We start from the raw sequence: 16,950 nt of genomic DNA, 5'->3' as shown, positions 1-16,950 counted from the left end.
CTGCAGAGCATTGGGCCGCGTGGCAACAAGCACACGGCGGGTGAAGCGAAAGCGGGGACCGGGAGCCGCACGAAGCGGCGTCAGTCGCGTTTTTTGGCGCGTGGATGCGCCTCGTCGTAGACGCGGGCGAGATGCTGGAAATCGAGCGCGGTATAGACCTGCGTGGCGGTGATGCTGGCGTGGCCTAGCAACTCCTGCACGGCGCGCAGATCACCGCTCGACTGCAGCACGTGCGTGGCGAACGAGTGCCGCAGCACGTGCGGATGCACGTTGGCGGGAATGCCGGCGACCAGCGCCGCGCGCTTCACACGCTCACGCACGACGTTGGGCGACAGCCGATTGCCGCGCGCCGACAGAAACAGCGGATGCGGGTCGTGCTTCACCATCTGCCCGCGCACCGCGAGCCACGCGTTCAGCGCGTCGACCGCCTTGCTGCCGACCGGCACCACACGGCGCCGGTTGCCCTTGCCGAGCACTTCGACCTCGGCGGATTCCAGCTTGAGCCAGCCGGCGGAACGGTAGCCGTCGCCGTCGGTGAAACGGGCGTCGAGGCCGACCAGTTCCGCGAGACGCAGCCCGGACGAGTAAAACAGTTCGAGCATCGCGTGATCGCGCAAACCTTCGGGCGATGCGGCGGCCGGGCTGTCCATCAGGCGCGCGGCGTCGTCGACGGAAAGGGCTTTGGGCAGCGTCCTTGCCTGCTTCGGCGCACGCACGGTGGCGACCGGGTTGGCCGGCAGTTCGACGCGCCCGGCGAGCCAGCGGTAAAACGCGCGCCACGCCGACAACCGGTGGCTGATCGAGCGCGCCGTCAACCCGCCCGAATGCGCACGCGCGACGGCGCCGCGAATGTCGACGGCGGTCAGGCTTTCCAGCGGTCGGCCTTTGGCCAGCAGCCTGAGTTCTTCGAGTTCGTGGGTGTAGCCGCGCAACGTATGCGCCGACAGCCGCCGCTCATGTTCGAGATTCGACAGGTAGGCGGCGATCGGGTCGGCGGCGGTCACGGTGGGCTTTGGAGCGGCTGGCGCGGGCGAGCGTCGGTGAGCGCGTGCTCAGCGCGGCAGCAGACGGCTCAGCGCGGCGCTTGCCAGCGCGCCGATCTGCGTCAGGAAGTCGGTGGCCATGCCGTCGTGAAAGCGGCGCGCGTCGGCCGAGCCCATCACCAGCAGGCCGAAGGTGGGCGCTTCCTCGTTGCCTTCGGGGTCGCGCAGTGCGAGCAGCGCAATCGATTCCGTGACGTGCGCCGACTCGGATGTCGCGTTGCCGGCTGCGTTGTCGTCGGCCACGGCGCTGACCGCCGGCACCAGCCACTGCGCCGCCTCGAAGCCCGTATTCGCGCCGCAGTACGGCGTCGTGAGGCTGCCGGCGAAAATGCGCACTTCCTCGCCGACATGACGCGCGAAATCGGCCTGGGCGTAGGGCTCGGCCACATCCCACACGCGCAGCGCGGCTTGCGGCACGTCGAAGATATCGCGCAAACCGTGGGCGATCGTGCGCGGCAGCGCATACGGATCGCGCTCGGCCATCACGCGGATGGTCCAGCGGTTGAATTTCGACGCGATGCTGTCGTTCTCGTGACCGTAGCGCAGCAGTTCGGCGAGGCGCCGTTCGAGATGCTTGTTCTTGTCGCGCAGCATTTCCATCTGCCGCTCCTGCAGCGACACCGCGGCTTTGCCGTGCGGATTCGCGAGCCGGATGGTCGCGAGCATTTCCGCGTGTTCGGCGAAGAATTCGGGGTTGGCGAGCAGGTATTCGGCGACTTCGCGATCGTTCATGGTTTCGGCTAAAGGACTACAGGACGACGCCCTCGGGGCGGCGCATCGGTCAATCAGTTCAAGCGGACAAGGCGTCGGCCAGTTCGATCTCGCCTTCGAATACGGTCGCCGCGGGGCCGGCCATCAGCAGCGGCTCGCCTTCACGCGTGTTGTCCCACGAGATGGTCAGCTTGCCGCCGTGCGTATGCACCAGCACCGGCGCGTCCAGCAGCCCGCGCCGGATGCCGGCCGCGACCGCCGCGCAGGCGCCCGTGCCGCACGCCAGCGTTTCGCCCGCGCCGCGCTCGAAGACGCGCAGCTTGATCTCGCTGCGGCCGACGATCTGCATGAAGCCCGCGTTCACGCGCTGCGGGAACCGCGCATGGCGCTCGATCACCGGACCTTCGGCCAGCACCGGGAAGGCCTCGACGTCGTCGACCACTTGCACCGCGTGCGGATTGCCCATCGACACCACCGAAATCCAGCGCGTCGTCCCGTTCACGTCGAGCGGCCAGAGCGTGTCCGTGCCTTCGCTGCGGCCTTCGAGGCCCTTGGTGGCGAACGGCACGCGTTCCGGGTCGAATACCGGAGCGCCCATGTCGACCACCACTTCGCCGTTGTCCTGCATGGTCAGCGTGATGATGCCTTTCTGCACTTGCACGCGCACGCTGCGCCGATCAGTCAGGCGGCTGTCGCGCACGAACTTGACGAAGCAACGCGCGCCGTTGCCGCAATGCTCGACCTCCCCACCGTCGCAGTTGAAGATGCGATAGCGGAAATCGACGCCTTCCACGGTGGGTTTTTCGACCAGCAGCAATTGATCGGCGCCGACGCCGAAATGCCGGTCCGCGAGCGCGCGCACTTGTGCCGGCGTCAGGTTGACCAGTTGGGTGTAGCCGTCGAGCACGACGAAGTCGTTGCCCGCGCCGTGCATTTTGGTGAATTTCAGTTTCATCACGCTATTGTAAGTGACGCGCCCGCGGGTGCGCCGAACCTCGCGCTATTTCCGCGCCGGGGCGCTTCTTTCGCCGACTGCTCTGACTGCGTTGGCCGCGCAGCTCAGTACACGCTCGGTTCACCCGGCGGCCGGGTTTTGAAGCGCTTGTGCACCCAGTAGTACTGCTCGGGGATCAGCGGGATCTGCTCTTCGAGAAACTCGTTCATGCGCCGCGCGTCCGCGTCGTCGTCGCCGGTGGGATAGTTGTCCCACGGTTTGAACACCCTGAGGCGATAACCCTTGTAGTTCGGCAGCACTTCGCCGATGAACGGCACGACCTGCGCGCGTCCGACCTTCGCGAGACGTCCCACCGCGGTCAGCGTGCAGGTCGGCACGCCGAAGAACGGCACGAAGGTGGAATTGCGCGCGCCGTAATCCATGTCCGCGCCAAGCATCACCGGCTTGCGTTCGCGCAGCCAGCGCAACACGACGCGCGCGCTGTCGGCGCGGCTCGCCATGTCGGCGCCGAAACGCGCGCGCGCTGCTTTGGCGACTTCTTCCAGTTCGAGGTTCGACATCGGCTGATACAGTGAGCCGCATTGACGCTTGAGCGAATAGTTCAGGAAGATCGAACCGGCCTCGATGCCCACGAAGTGAAAGCCCAGAAACAGCGTGGGCGGCAGATTCGGGTCCGTCAGATCAATCGCGCTGTCGAGCTGGATCAGCTTTTCGAGCTTCTTCGCCGAGCCGAACCACTGCACGCTGCGTTCGAGGTAGCTGCGGATCGCGTGACGGAAGTGCTTCTGCGCGACGTCTTCGCGGCGCTCGTCGCTCCACTCGGGGAAGCACAGCTTCAGGTTGGTGTGGACGATGCGCTTGCGCCGGCTTGGAACTTGATAGAGCAGCCAGCCGAGCCCATCGCCGAGACGGGCGACGAACCCGTAGGGCAACAACGCAAAAAGTTTCAGCAGCCCGATCGCGAGCTGCGCGCCATAGCGGCTCAGCACGCCGCCTCCTGAAACGGGGCGTGGCGCGTGACGGATTTCAGGAAAGCGGAAAAATTGACGTAATACCGCACTCGTAGACACTCTGTGACAATCGAAGGAAGTCGCTATAATAAGGGCTTCGCCGAGTTAATAGACAACTTGCGGGGCGAAGCCAGCGGGTGCGATCCATGCGATCTGCGCCCACCGGTAAGGTAATCCGCTAAAGCGTCGCCGCTTCAAGGCTCCCCGAAGCTGGCTACGTGAAACTCAACCGTAACCACCAAACAGGAGTCTGCAACGTGGCAAACGACTATCTCTTTACTTCCGAATCCGTCTCCGAAGGCCATCCCGACAAAGTCGCGGACCAGATTTCGGACGCCATTCTCGACGCAATCCTGGCGCAGGACAAATACTCGCGCGTCGCTGCCGAAACGCTCTGCAACACGGGTCTGGTCGTGCTGGCCGGTGAAATCACCACCACCGCGAACGTCGACTACATCCAGGTCGCGCGCAATACCATCAAGCGCATCGGCTACGACAACACCGACTACGGCATCGACTACCGCGGCTGCGCGGTGCTCGTCGCGTACGACAAGCAATCGCCGGACATCGCGCAGGGCGTGGACCGCGCGCACGACAACAACCTCGATCAAGGCGCCGGCGACCAGGGCCTGATGTTCGGCTACGCGTGTGAAGAAACACCGGAACTGATGCCGCTGCCGATCCACCTGTCGCACCGTCTGGTGGAGCGTCAGGCGAATCTGCGCCGCGACGGCCGTCTGCCCTGGCTGCGTCCGGATGCGAAGTCGCAGGTCACCGTGCGTTACGTCGACGGCAAGCCGTATTCGATCGACACCGTGGTGCTGTCCACGCAGCATTCGCCCGACATCGATCTGGAGACGCTGCGCGAAGCCGTGATCGAGGAAGTCATCAAGCCGACTCTGCCGGCCGAGCTCATCAAGGGTGACATCAAGTTCCTCGTGAACCCGACGGGCCGATTCGTGATCGGCGGTCCGCAAGGCGATTGCGGTTTGACCGGCCGCAAGATCATCGTCGACACGTACGGCGGCGCGGCGCCGCACGGCGGCGGCGCATTCTCGGGCAAGGACCCGTCGAAGGTCGACCGCTCGGCAGCTTACGCCGGCCGTTATGTCGCGAAGAATATCGTGGCCGCTGGTCTCGCGTCGCGTTGCCTGATTCAGGTGTCATACGCAATCGGCGTTGCTCAGCCGACCTCGGTGATGGTCAACACGTTCGGCACGGGCCGCGTGTCGGATGCGACGATCACGCGTCTGGTGCAGGAGCATTTCGACTTGCGTCCGAAGGGCATCATCCAGATGCTCGATCTGCTGCGCCCGGTCTACGAGAAGAGCGCGGCGTATGGTCACTTCGGCCGCGAAGAGCCGGAATTCACGTGGGAAGCCACGGACAAGGCACTGGCACTCGCCGAAGCTGCGGGCACGGAACCGGTTGCCGCGCTGGCGGATTAACGCTAGCCGTTTTCGCTTCAGTAAAAAACCCCGCCGGCGTGAGCCGGGCGGGGTTTTTTATTGCCTTTGCGTTTGCCGCGTTGACGCGCAGCAAATATGAGGCATGCGGGTCGCGATGAAAAATCGCGAGACGGACCTAACTGAAAACTCTGCGCGTACCCGCATTGTTAGCGCGACAACGCGTTGAACAATCGCCTCAACGCCTCAACGCCTCAACGGCTCAACGCCCTACCGCCTCAACGGCTGGCAAACGGGAACGCAAACCAGCCGCTGCTGCTGCTCGTCGACATGCGACGCGGGCGGCGGCTCGTATTCTGCGGCGCGACGACCGCTACGCGTTTTGCGACGGTCAGCCGCAGCGGCGTCGGCTTGCGCAACAGCGTGCGCAGCGAAAGGCGGCGCGAGCCGCCTTGCAGACGCATTGCGGAGAAGAACGTCTGGAACCAGGTACGAATGCCGTCGACTGCTTTGGCATCGCGCCATTGTTCGCCCAGGGCGCGCGTGCGGGTTGCGTGATGACGCAGCGCACGGACGATGTGGCGGCGGGCGGGACGCGCCGCTTTCAGCGCGGCGCGGGTGAGGGGGGTATTCAGAAGAGTGTGCATGGCTTCACAGGTAGGCAATGTGTCGCGCGACGGAATATGCGCCAATAGCAGCACCAAATGTGCCAATGACGGTGTCGCAACAGACGACGCGAAAGCCTGGAATTCGACAGGAAAAAGCGCGGTGGTCGGCGGCATGGGCCGTGGCGGCCTGTGCGCGAGGCGAAAATACGGAAGCGGCGATCAACATGCGAGCAGGCTACACGTGATTGATGACATCAGAAAGTCGGTTTTTACCCTGCAAATAGGGGTTTTTACCGACTCAAACCGCGTCGCGCGCCAGCTCGGCCGGGCCCTTTGCGATCGATTATCGTGCGTCCTTGCACATTCGAAGTGCGGCGCGATGGCGCATCGCGCGTGAAAGTTGTGCGTAAGGCTGCGGCATCGGAGCGGCGGAATCAGCGCAACGCGATCGCGCCCGCTTTACAATCGAGCATCAGCTAGTCGACAGTAACGGATCACCATGTCACTTCATTCGAAGAAAGAACAGATTCACACGTTGCAAGAACAGGGCTTTGTCGTGGTGCCGGGGTTGGTGTCGCCCGAGCGTTGCGCGGAAATGAAGCAGATCGCGCAGCAGCAGTTGCAGGAAGCGGCCGCACCGATCGAGTTCGAAGCGGATCTGCAGTATCCCGGGGCGCCGTCGTCGAGAACCTCGCCGGGCGGCCATACGGTGCGGCGGCTACTGGATGCGTATGGGCGTCATCCGGCATTCGCGCAATGGGCCACCGCGCCGGAAATTCGCGGCTGGATGGAGTTGTACTTTGGTGAAGAACCGCTCCTGTCGCGCGCGCATCACAACTGCATGATGACCAAGCATCCCGCGTACGGCAGCTTGACCGGCTGGCATCGCGACGTGCGCTACTGGTCGTTCGAGCGTGACGACCTGGTGTCGGTGTGGCTCGCGGTCGGCCCGGAAACCGTCGATAACGGCGCGCTGTGGTTCGTGCCGAAGTCGCACAGCGCCGCGTTCACCTCCGAGCGTTTCGACCAGGCCAAGTTTTTCCGCTCCGATCTGGAAGAGAACCAGGTGTGGATTCGCAGCGCAGTGTCGCCCGAATTGAATGTCGGGGACGTGGTGTTCTTCCACTGCAATACGCTGCATTCGGCCGGCAAGAATCTCAGCGATCAGGTGAAGTTTTCTCTGGTGTACACCTATCACGGCGCGAGCAATGTGCCGCTGCCGGGCACGCGGTCGGCCGCGAAGCCTGAGGTGGCCTTTTAGATTTTCATCTGCGGCGGCGCTGCTTCGCGTTCATGCAATGGGGCACAAAGCCCCGCGCAGAACCGCGAGGCAAAACCAGCGCCGCGCAAGTTCACGAACCCGCGAACAATCACCGCTTGCGGCCGGACATCGCCACGCCCGTCAATCCGGAGAGCGTCGCCACTACGCCTGCCACGATCAGCATGATCGCCTTGTTGCTCGGCGACCCGGTGAACACGCGAGCGACGTCGCTGCTAACAGAGTTGAACGCCTGTCCGCCGAAATACAGCAACACGATACCGCCGACAATCAGCGCGATTGAAATCGCCTTCGTCATCTACTCCTCCCATCTGCGTTGACCGGCCAAAGTGTAGGGGAGGCGCAAGCAATCGTCCATCCCGCATACTGGGCGTCTGCACGCATCGCGTCGATTGGCTAACATAGCGGTCTGGCCGCACTTCGACACAAACCTCTAAAGCGGCATGCCTCCCGCAACGTGTGATCGTCTCACGCCCGCATCGGCCGGGCGACTTCACCAACAAGGACACTAGCAATGGCTTACGAAGCAGCTTCAGAACGCTATTCGGACATGCAGTACCGCGTCTGCGGCAAGTCGGGTCTCAAACTGCCGGCGCTGTCGCTCGGCTTGTGGCACAACTTCGGCGACACCACGCCGATCTCCACGCAGCGCGACATCCTGCGTACGTCGTTCGACCTCGGCATCACGCACTTCGATCTCGCAAACAACTATGGCCCGCCGTACGGCAGCGCGGAGACGAATTTCGGCCGCCTGTTCAAGGACGATTTCAAACCGTATCGCGACGAACTGCTGATTTCGTCGAAGGCCGGTTGGGACATGTGGCCGGGCCCGTACGGACAGGGCGGCGGCTCGCGCAAGTACGTGCTCGCCAGTCTCGATCAGAGCCTGCAACGCATGGGCCTCGACTACGTCGACATCTTCTATTCGCATCGCTTCGATGCCGACACGCCGCTCGAAGAAACCGCCGGCGCATTGGCGAGCGCCGTGCAGCAAGGCAAGGCGTTGTATATCGGCATTTCGTCGTACTCGGCCGCCAAGACGCTCGAAATGACGAAGCTGCTCGCCGAGTACAAGGTGCCGCTGTTGATCCATCAGCCCGCGTACAACATGCTCAACCGCTGGATCGAACACGAACTGCTGGATACGCTGGAGAAGGTTGGCGCGGGCTCGATCGCATTCACGCCGCTCGCTCAGGGGCTGCTCACCGGCAAATACCTGAACGGCGTGCCGGCCGACGCGCGTGTCAACAAGCCGGGCGGCGGATCATTGAAGCAGGAGCATTTGAGCGCGCAGAACATCGAGCACGTGCGCAAGCTCAACGACATCGCGCAGCGTCGCGGACAGAGTCTTGCGCAAATGGCGCTCGCGTGGGCATTGCGCGATCCGCGCGTGACGTCGGTGCTGATCGGCGCGAGCCGTGCGGAGCAGGTGCGTGAGAACGTCGGCGCGTTGAAGAACCTCGCGTTCTCGAAAGAGGAACTCGCGGAGATCGATCGCTACGCCACCGAAGGCGGAATCAACCTGTGGGAAAAGCCGTCGACGGATCAGGCGATCTGATCCGCGTGACCCACACCGCGTAGAAATAAAAACGCAGGAAGCGAAAAAGCCGCCCATGAGGCGGCTTTTTCTTTCGCTACACCAGCGCGGGCAGACCTTCGACCAGCACGACCGCGACCACCACGCCGAGCAGCGCGCCTAGCACGCGCAGCGCGTTGTGCCGTAGTTCCGTCTTGCACGGAAGCGCGCCGACAAACAGGGCACCGGCCAGAGCCATCGGGATGACCAGAATGAAATCGCCGATCGTGAAGTAGGTCGTCATATTCGTCTCCTTATGTATTACTCGCGCGGGGCCGGCTCGGAATGGGGAGCCAGGCACCGTTCGCGCTCGATTTGAGTATAGGAGACGGCGAGATAGACATAGCAGCCCTTCGCGGCATGGCGGCGATTTTTCGCAAGCCGCTGAACCCAGCGCGGCAAGGGCCGTCGTGATTGGCGCAGCGCAGCAAGCAGATCGAAAAAAGTGAAGTGTTTGCTTACACTGGCCTTACTTCTTGGCGTTTTTCCATGCGCACTGGGTCGCGGCTTGCCGAGCTTGCCGAGAGAGCTTGCAGGCTACGCGTGGGCCTGTTCGCGTCCGCGCAAACGCATCGCCGCAACCAGTCCGATGGCGAGCAGCGTGCCCACGAGTCCCGCGACGCCATTCCATCCGTGAGATGCCCAGACATGGCCGCCGTACGAACCGATCACGCTCGAACCAATGTAGTACGCGAGCAGATACAGCGCGGCGGCCTGGCCCTTTGCGTCCTTGGCGAGGCGTCCGACCCAGCCGCTCGCCACCGAATGCCCGGCAAAAAAGCCGAACGTCACGCACGCTATGCCGGTCGCGATCATCGTTAGCGGATGCAGCATCGTGAGTGCGAGACCGAGCACCATCAGCAGCAGACTGCCGGTCAACACGCGAGCACGGCCGAACGTGTCGGCCATGCGGCCGGACCACGGCGACGCGACCACGCCGGTCAGATACACGACGAAGATCGCGCCGATCTCCGTCTGATTCAGTTGATAAGGCGGCGCGAGCAGCCGATAACCGATGTAGTTGTACAGCGTGACGAAGCTGCCCATCAGCACGAAACCGAGCAGGAACAGCAACGGCAACCCCGGCCGCGTGAATTGCCTGAGCAGCGCGCTGCGATGATGCGCGAAGCCAAGCCCGCGACGCGGCACGAAGTGACGCGAGGGCGGCAGCAGCGCGCGAAACGCGAGCATCGACAGCAGACCCAGCACGCCGATCGTGCCGATCGCCACGCGCCACGAAAACAGATCCGCGACGACGCCGGTAATCACTCGCCCCGCCATCCCACCGATCGCGGTGCCGCCGACGTAAAGACCCATCGCGAGACCGAGCCCGTCCGGATGCACTTCCTCGGCGAGATAGGCCATCGCGACGGCGGGCACGCCGCCCAGCGCGAGGCCTTCGAGCGTGCGCAGCACGAGCAACTGATGCCAATGCGGTGCGATCGACACGCCAATGGTCAGCAGGGCCGATACCGTGAGCGACAGCGTCATCTGTTTGTGACGGCTCCAGCCTTCGGAGACGAAGCCGGCGACGAACACGGCGAGCGCGAGCGCGGCGGTGGTGAGCGAGAGCGACAAACTGCTTTGTGCCGGCGTCACGTCGAACGCTGCGGAAAATGATGGCAGCAACGGCTGCACGCAATACAGCAACGAGAAGGTCGCGTAACCGGCAAACAGCAGCGCGATGCTGGCGCGCCAGTATGCGCGCGTGCCCCGTTCGAGGTACGGAATGTCGGACACGGTGGCAGTGCGGGGAGAAGCAAGCGAAGAGGGAACAGCCGAGGTAGCAGTCCGGTGGGATTCCGGCGGCGGGGTCACGAGAAAAATCTCCTTCGGAAACGCGAAATGCACAAAGGAGTTAAGGATACGCTGAAATAGCCGGCGTGGGCCGGCACGCCGTGCAGCGCCTCCCGCCCGCCTTTTCCTCCTCGCAATGAAACCGACGGCCGAAACCGATAGTTGAAATCGGCAACTACCCGTGCGCCGCCGCATCGCTGGCCGGCGCGGACGGATGCACGATCTGTTCGTCGGTCGGCAGGTCGGACGCATTCCAGCCGCCGCCCAGCGCTTTGACCAGCGCAACGCTCGCGGCCATCCGGCGGCGCGCGATCGACACCGCGTTGCGCTCGTTGGTAAGCGCCGTCGTCTGCGCGACGACCACGTCGAGATAAGTGATCGCGCCGTTTTTATAGCGGTCCGATACGACCGCCAGCGCGCGCTGCGCGGCGGCCACCGCGTCGTCCTGCGCGGCGGCTTCCTGTTCGAGCACGCGCAGCGCGGCGAGATTGTCCTCGACCTGAGCGAACGCGCTCAACACCGTCTGCCGGTATTGCGCGACGCTTTCGTCGTAATGCGCGCGAGCCTGTTCTTTCACGGACGCGCGTCCGCCGAAGTCGAGCAGTGCGCCCGCGAGCGTCGGCCCGAGCGACCACAGCCGGCTCGGCGCGAGCAGCCACTGACTGTAATTGGTCGCTTCGAGCCCGCCCGTCACTGACAGAATCAGGTTCGGGAAAAACGCCGCCGTTGCCACGCCGATCTGCGCGTTCATCCCGGCGACCTGCCGCTCCGCCGATGCGATGTCGGGCCGTCGTTCGAGCAACGCGGACGGCACGCCCGCTTCCGCCACCACCGGCACGGCCGCGAGCGGCGCAACCGGCAGCGAGAAAGTGGACGGCGGCTGACCGATCAGAATCGCGATCGCGTGTTCGAGTTGCGCGCGCTGCACGCCGAGGTCGAGCGCTTGCGCCTGGGTGGTCTTCAGCTGCGTCTGCGCCTGCGCGACATCGGCGTCGGTGGCGATGCCGCCGGCGTAGCGGTGCTGCGTCAGATCCAGCGCTTCGCGGTAGGCCTTGATCGTGTCGTCGAGAAGCTGGCGCTCCTGATCGAGTCCGCGCAGCTCGAAGTAGTCCGTCGCGAGTTCGGCTTGCATCGACAGGAGCACGGCTTGTGCGTCGGCGGCGCTGGCCTGCGCCTCCGCTTTCGCGCCCTCGACGCTGCGCGACACGCGGCCCCACAGGTCCGGTTCCCACGAGGCATCGGCTTGCACGAGGTAGTCGTTCAGCGTGAGGCCGGCGGTCGATTTGTGCAGCACGTTCTCCGAGGTCCGCGCGCGCGAATACCCGGCGTTCGCGGTGACCAACGGGAAGAAGCTCGACCGGTATTGCGCGACCGTCGCGCGGGCGGCGCGAAAACGCGCTTCGGCGGCATGCACATTCTGGTTTGCGTTCGCGACCTGCTGTTCGAGTGCGTCGAGCGATGGGTCTGAGTAGATGCTCCACCATGCGCCGCGCGTGAGCGTGTCGGCGGGTTGCGCGGGCTTCCAGCCGGTGCCTTCGAGTTCCTTGTAAGTCGCTGCGGTGGTCGTGGGCGGCTTCACGTAGTCGGGGCCGACGGTGCAGGCGGTGAGGGCGACGGCCAGCGCGAATGCCGAGGCCCGCATGCCGGTGCGCGCGGAGCCGCGTATGAACTCGCGCGCGCCGAGACGAATGTTCGCGGCCGCCCGTCGCGGCGCGACATTGCGGCGCAAGGTTCGCGCGTTCATGACAACGCCCTCGCGGATGGCTGCGCGCTGGCGTGAATGGTCGGCGATAAGCTGGCCGATTCCGAGGTCGAAGCGTTCGTGGTCTTCTCGTCGCTTGCCGCCGCGTTGGAAGTGCCCGTTGCCTCTTCGCCCTTCGCCGCCGCGCCGGAAGCGCCCGCCACCGAACCCGAAGCACCGCCTGCCGCACCAGCAGCCCCTTGTTCACCTTCCACTTTACGCGGCACGATCCGCACCGCCGCGCCATCGACGATCGAGTCCTGCGGATTCAGGATCACCTGCTCGTCGCCGCGCAAGCCAGACGCAATCGCGACGCGCGTGCCGAAGTCCGTCCCGAGCGACACGGGCAGCAGCTTCACTTTACGTTGTGCATCGACAGTCGCGACCTTCACACCATCCGGCCGGAACAGCAACGCGTTACCCGGCAGCGTGAACGGCGCCGCGCCCGCGCCCAACGCGAAATGCACCTGCGCGTACGCGCCAGGCAGCAACTCCCCATTGCGATTGTCGACATCGACTTCGACCAGCATGGTCCGCTGTTGCTGATCGACAGCGCCCGCGGTGCGCGCCACCGTGCCCGGATAATGCCGCGACGGCGTCTCGGTCAGCGTGAGAAACGCCGTCTGCCGCGCGCGCACCTGCTGCGCGTAGGCCTGCGGCAGGTTCACATAAACGCGCAGCCAATCCGCCTGCGCGACATGAAACAGCTCCTTCGCCGGGCCGCCCGCGCTGCCCGCATCGATCAGCGCGCCGACGTCCACGTTGCGCGCGGTCACCGTGCCGTCGAACGGTGCGTAGACCTTCTGGAACGACTGCGTTTTCTCCAGACGCGCGACGTTAAAGCGCGCTGCGTCGAGCGTGGCCTTCTTGGCGAGCATGTCGCCGACCTTCTCGTCGGTCTCCTGCTTCGACACTGATTTGCTCTTCAGCATTTCAGTCCAGCGATCGGCGGTGCTTTTCGCGAGCGCATAGTTCGCGTTGGCATTTGCCAGATCGGCGCGAGCGGCGCGCAGTTGATCGTCCACTTCCGGCGTGTCGATTTCCGCGAGCAACTGGCCGCTTTTCACGCGCGCGCCGATGTCGGCGTACCACTTCTTCAGATAGCCGTTGGTGCGCGCGTAGATCGGCGTGTCGAGAAAGGCCTGCACGTTGCCGGGCAACACGAGATCGAGTCCGGCCGACGACTTCTGCGGCCGCACGACTTCAACGCTCATCTGGCTCGTATGCTCGGCATCGCGTTCGAGCGCCGCGTGCGCGGTGTGACGCGACCAGATGCCCTGGGCCGCGAGCGCGATGACCACCACGGCCGCCACGACGATGACCCAGCGCGCGCGCCTCGCCTTCGCGGGATCGCGCGCGCTGCCGGAACCGTCTGGACGTTGTGCTTCCATCACACTTCCCCTGTGAGATTGCGTGGGCAGTCGACGCTGCCTCTTGTGTTGCATGCGCCGTTGCATGACATATGTGCCGCACGCCGCGTCATGGCTTGTTCACCACATGCTCGGCCGCCCGCTGGCGCCGCACCGCGAGCCGCCGATAGATCATCGAGAACACCACCGGCACGAAGATCAGCGTCGCCACCGTGCCGACCGCCAGGCCGCCGATCACCGCGCGCCCGAGCGGCGCGTTCTGCTCGCCGCCTTCGCCGAGACCGATCGCCATCGGCACCATGCCGATTACCATCGCGAGCGCCGTCATCAGCACCGGGCGAAAACGGGTGAAGCCCGCTTCGACCGCCGCGCGCGTCGCGTCGCCATGTTCGAGCAGGCGTTCGCGCGCGAAGCTGATGACGAGAATCGAGTTGGCGGTCGCAATGCCGATGCACATGATCGCGCCCGTCAGCGCGGGAATCGACAGCGTGGTGCGGGTGAGGAACAGCATCCACACGATGCCCGCGAGCGCGCCCGGCAGCGCGGTGATGATGATGAACGGATCGAGCCACGACTGGAAGTTCACCACGATCAGCAGATACACCAGCAGGACTGCGAACACGAGGCCGGCGAACAGGCCTGAGAACGAATCGTTCATGGTCTGCACCTGGCCGCGGATTTCGATGGTCGAGGTTTTGGGCAGATCGGCGCGGACGTCGTCGACGATCTTGCGGATGTCGTCGGAGACGCCGCCGAGATCGCGGCCGTCCGCGGTGCCGAAGATGTCGATGGTCGTTTGCGCGTTGTAGTGCGTGAGTACCGCGTTGGCGGCTTCGCGCTTCATTGTCGCGAGCGAGCCGAGAATATTGCTGCGGCCGTTCGCATTCAACGGAATGTTCGCGAGCGATTGCAGCGAATCGATCGTGTATTGCGGCGCTTCGGTGATCACGTTGTAGCTGACGCCGTTGTGCGGATTGAGCCAGAACGTCGGCGTGGTTTGCTGGCTGCCGGACAGCGTGATCAGCAGATTGCTCGCGATGTCGCGTTGCGAGAAACCGGCTTGCTGCGCGCGCGTGCGGTCCACGTCGATGAAGATGCGCGGCAAGTCGGCGGGCTGCTGGATTCGCACGTCCGCGAGACCCGGCACCGTGCGCAGACGGTTCAGCAGCTGCGCGGCGAACACGCGATTGCCGGCCACCTCGCGTCCGACGATCTGAATGTCGATCGGCGACGGCATGCCGAAGTTGAGTGTTTGGCTCACGATATCGGCGGGCAGGAACGCGAACTGCACGCCGGGGAATTCGTCGGTCAGCGTGCGCCGTAATGTGCGCACGTAGGCGGCGCTCGGATGATGATCGGGATTCAGCGTGATCAGCACATCGGCATCCGAGGTGCCGATCGTGCCGGTGTTGCTGTACGAGAGGTTGATGCCCGAGACCGGCAAGCCGATGTTGTCGATGATCGAATGCAGCTCGTCGGGCGGGATCAATTGGCGAATCCGCGTATCGACACGATCGGTCACGACGGCGGTTTCCTCGACCCGCATCCCGGTTTTCGCACGCAGATGCAGCGCGATCGTGCCTGCGTCGACAGCCGGGAAGAAGTCGCGACCGAGAAACGGCATCAGCAGCATCGACGCGCCACAGCACAGCAGAAACAGCGTCACGAACAGTCCCGGCCGCGCGACGCGTGCTTCGAGAAACCCGCGATAGCGCACGCGCAGACGCTGAAAACCGCGTTCGAAAGCGTAGTGCACGCGCATGAACGGATTGCGCGTTTGCGCCGGCGCGTGATGCAGGTCCGCCGGTTTGTGGTGATAGCGCAGCAGGTATTTCGCGAGCGTCGGCACTAGCGTGCGCGAGAAGAAATACGAAGCCAGCATCGCGAACACCACGGCCTCGGCGAGCGGGATGAACAGATAGTGCGCGACGCCCGTCAGCAGAAACATCGGTACGAACACGATGCAGATCGACAAGGTCGACACCAGCGTCGGAATCGCGATCTGATGCGCGCCGTCGAGAATCGCCTGTTCGAGTGTCTTGCCCTGTTCCAGTTGATGGCTGATGTTTTCGATCGCCACCGTCGCATCGTCGACCAGAATCCCGACCGCGAGCGCGAGCCCGCCAAGCGTCATGATGTTGATGGTTTCGCCGAGCAACGACAGTGCGATGATCGACGTGATCATCGACAGCGGAATCGACACGGCGATGATCAGCGTCGCGCGCCAGTTGCCGAGGAACAGCAGAATCATCAGACCCGTCAGGCACGCGGCGATCAACGCTTCGCGCAGGACGCCCTGCACGGACGCCCGCACGAACAGCGACTGATCGGCGACGGGGTCGATATTCAGCGACGCGGGCACGAGATTGCGCAGCGTCGGCATCATCTTCTTGATGCGGTCGACAATATCGAGCGTGGACGTGTTGCCGCTTTTGTTGATGGTCAGGAGCGACGCGCGCTGGCCGTTCACGCGCACGACGTTGGTCTGTGGCTGGAAGCCGTCGCGCACATGCGCAACATCGCGGATATAAACAGTGCCGTTGGCCGTCGAGCGGATCGGAATATTGTTCAGGCCGGCCAGCGAATCCGGGCTGCCGTTCATTTCCACTGAGTATTCGGTCGAGCCGATTTTTGCGGTGCCCGAAGGCAGGATCAGATTTTGCGCGGTGACCGCGTTGACCACATCGAGCGGTGAGAGATTGCGCTCCTGCAGTTTGCGCGAATCGATATCGACCATGATCTGCCGTTGCTTGCCGCCATAGGGCAGGGGCGCGGAAGCGCCGGGCACGGTGGCGAGCTGCGTCTTCAGGAAGTTATTGCCGAAGTCGTACAGCTCCTGCTCGGTCAGCGACGCCGACGACAGCGCGAGCCGCAGGATCGGCACCGTCGACGCGTTGTAGCGCAGAATGAACGGCGGCGTGATGGCGGGCGGCAGCGAGCGCAATTGCGCCTGCGACAGCGCGGTGACTTCCGCGAGCGCTTCGTCGATATTCGCGTGCGGCTGAAAAAAGATCTTGATCACCGCGATGCCGTTCAACGAAGTCGATTCCGTGTGCTCGATATCGTTGACCGCCACCGACAGCCCGCGCTCGTAGTTGAGCACAATGCGCTTTTCCATCTCGTCGGCGGGTAGGCCGTTATACGACCAGATCACCGAGAGCACCGGGATGTCGATGTTCGGGAAGATGTCGGTCGGCGTGCGCAGAATCGTCAGCGGCCCGACGATCAGCAAAAGCAGGGCCAGCACGACGAACGTATACGGGCGCCGCAGCGCGAGACGAACGATCCACATGGCTAGCGCGCCCGCTCGAAACCAGGGACGGCGGCGCCGCGCACGCACTGATTGCCGCGGCTACGAGTGGCATGGCGCGTGCCGCGACGGCATGCGGGCACGTCGAGCGGATTGGGCGAATCGTCCTGACGGTGCACGTTTTTGATATCCCACCCCAGCAGG

Annotated in this window: 15 protein-coding genes; 4 read left to right on the top strand and 11 right to left on the bottom strand. The window is 64.3% G+C overall.

Annotation, left to right across the window (positions count from 1 at the left end):
- Positions 1-80: 80 nt before the first annotated feature.
- The 4 genes from xerC to FVF58_RS04485 all read right to left on the bottom strand — a co-directional run bounded on the left by xerC (position 81) and on the right by FVF58_RS04485 (position 3,698).
- Positions 81-1,004, bottom strand: coding sequence for a tyrosine recombinase XerC (gene xerC, locus FVF58_RS04500; RefSeq protein ID WP_149668708.1), 924 nt, complete (start codon positions 1,002-1,004; stop codon positions 81-83).
- Between the two features lie 48 nt (positions 1,005-1,052).
- Positions 1,053-1,775 carry a DUF484 family protein gene (locus tag FVF58_RS04495; RefSeq protein WP_149668707.1) on the bottom strand — a complete coding sequence of 241 codons (723 nt, stop codon included), beginning with the start codon at positions 1,773-1,775 and terminating at the stop codon, positions 1,053-1,055.
- 58 nt (positions 1,776-1,833) lie between these two features.
- Positions 1,834-2,709 (bottom strand): diaminopimelate epimerase, encoded by an 876-nt coding sequence (dapF, locus tag FVF58_RS04490; RefSeq protein ID WP_149668706.1) that lies wholly within the window; start codon positions 2,707-2,709, stop codon positions 1,834-1,836.
- 104 nt (positions 2,710-2,813) lie between these two features.
- Positions 2,814-3,698 carry a lipid A biosynthesis lauroyl acyltransferase gene (locus tag FVF58_RS04485; RefSeq protein WP_149668705.1) on the bottom strand — a complete coding sequence of 295 codons (885 nt, stop codon included), beginning with the start codon at positions 3,696-3,698 and terminating at the stop codon, positions 2,814-2,816.
- Between the two features lie 278 nt (positions 3,699-3,976).
- Here FVF58_RS04485 and metK point away from each other — a divergent pair, with 278 nt between their 5' ends.
- Positions 3,977-5,167, top strand: a complete 1,191-nt coding sequence (metK, locus tag FVF58_RS04480; protein ID WP_149668704.1) for a methionine adenosyltransferase — start codon at positions 3,977-3,979, stop codon at positions 5,165-5,167.
- Positions 5,168-5,403: 236 nt separating this feature from the next.
- Here metK and FVF58_RS04475 read toward each other — a convergent pair whose 3' ends face one another.
- Complete coding sequence (locus FVF58_RS04475) at positions 5,404-5,772, bottom strand: hypothetical protein (RefSeq protein ID WP_149668703.1); 369 nt, start codon at positions 5,770-5,772, stop codon at positions 5,404-5,406.
- Between FVF58_RS04475 and FVF58_RS04470 the strand changes: the two genes are divergently transcribed.
- Complete coding sequence (locus tag FVF58_RS04470; protein WP_149668702.1) at positions 5,771-6,130, top strand: hypothetical protein; 360 nt, start codon at positions 5,771-5,773, stop codon at positions 6,128-6,130. The genes FVF58_RS04475 and FVF58_RS04470 overlap by 2 nt on opposite strands.
- Before the next feature lie 102 nt (positions 6,131-6,232).
- Positions 6,233-6,994, top strand: a complete 762-nt coding sequence (locus FVF58_RS04465; protein WP_149668701.1) for a phytanoyl-CoA dioxygenase family protein — start codon at positions 6,233-6,235, stop codon at positions 6,992-6,994.
- A 109-nt stretch (positions 6,995-7,103) separates the two neighbouring features.
- Here the strand turns inward: FVF58_RS04465 and FVF58_RS04460 are convergent, their stop codons facing one another.
- Positions 7,104-7,310, bottom strand: coding sequence for a DUF3185 family protein (locus tag FVF58_RS04460; RefSeq protein ID WP_149668700.1), 207 nt, complete (start codon positions 7,308-7,310; stop codon positions 7,104-7,106).
- A 216-nt stretch (positions 7,311-7,526) separates the two neighbouring features.
- Between FVF58_RS04460 and mgrA the strand changes: the two genes are divergently transcribed.
- The gene (gene mgrA, locus FVF58_RS04455) at positions 7,527-8,570 is read left to right on the top strand and encodes an L-glyceraldehyde 3-phosphate reductase (protein ID WP_149668699.1); all 1,044 of its coding nucleotides are present in this window, start codon (positions 7,527-7,529) and stop codon (positions 8,568-8,570) included.
- A 76-nt stretch (positions 8,571-8,646) separates the two neighbouring features.
- On the opposite strand, the gene FVF58_RS04450 is transcribed toward mgrA, so the two are convergent.
- The 5 genes from FVF58_RS04450 to FVF58_RS04430 all read right to left on the bottom strand — a co-directional run bounded on the left by FVF58_RS04450 (position 8,647) and on the right by FVF58_RS04430 (position 16,788).
- Positions 8,647-8,832: a hypothetical protein gene (locus tag FVF58_RS04450; protein ID WP_149668698.1), complete on the bottom strand. Its 186-nt coding sequence runs from the start codon at positions 8,830-8,832 to the stop codon at positions 8,647-8,649.
- 293 nt (positions 8,833-9,125) lie between these two features.
- Positions 9,126-10,328 carry an MFS transporter gene (locus tag FVF58_RS04445; RefSeq protein ID WP_149668697.1) on the bottom strand — a complete coding sequence of 401 codons (1,203 nt, stop codon included), beginning with the start codon at positions 10,326-10,328 and terminating at the stop codon, positions 9,126-9,128.
- A gap of 232 nt (positions 10,329-10,560) precedes the next feature.
- Positions 10,561-12,027: an efflux transporter outer membrane subunit gene (locus FVF58_RS04440; protein WP_149668776.1), complete on the bottom strand. Its 1,467-nt coding sequence runs from the start codon at positions 12,025-12,027 to the stop codon at positions 10,561-10,563.
- A gap of 98 nt (positions 12,028-12,125) precedes the next feature.
- Positions 12,126-13,517, bottom strand: coding sequence for an efflux RND transporter periplasmic adaptor subunit (locus FVF58_RS04435; RefSeq protein WP_149668696.1), 1,392 nt, complete (start codon positions 13,515-13,517; stop codon positions 12,126-12,128).
- An 88-nt stretch (positions 13,518-13,605) separates the two neighbouring features.
- On the bottom strand, positions 13,606-16,788 hold the full coding sequence (locus FVF58_RS04430; RefSeq protein WP_149668695.1) for an efflux RND transporter permease subunit: 3,183 nt from the start codon (positions 16,786-16,788) through the stop codon (positions 13,606-13,608).
- Between the last annotated feature and the right edge of the window lie 162 nt (positions 16,789-16,950).

The sequence above is a fragment of the Paraburkholderia panacisoli genome, assembly GCF_008369935.1.
Classification (GTDB): Bacteria; Pseudomonadota; Gammaproteobacteria; order Burkholderiales; family Burkholderiaceae; genus Paraburkholderia; species Paraburkholderia panacisoli.
The sequence above is the reverse complement of the archived record's forward strand: the minus strand, read 5'-3'. Positions and strand labels throughout refer to the sequence as shown.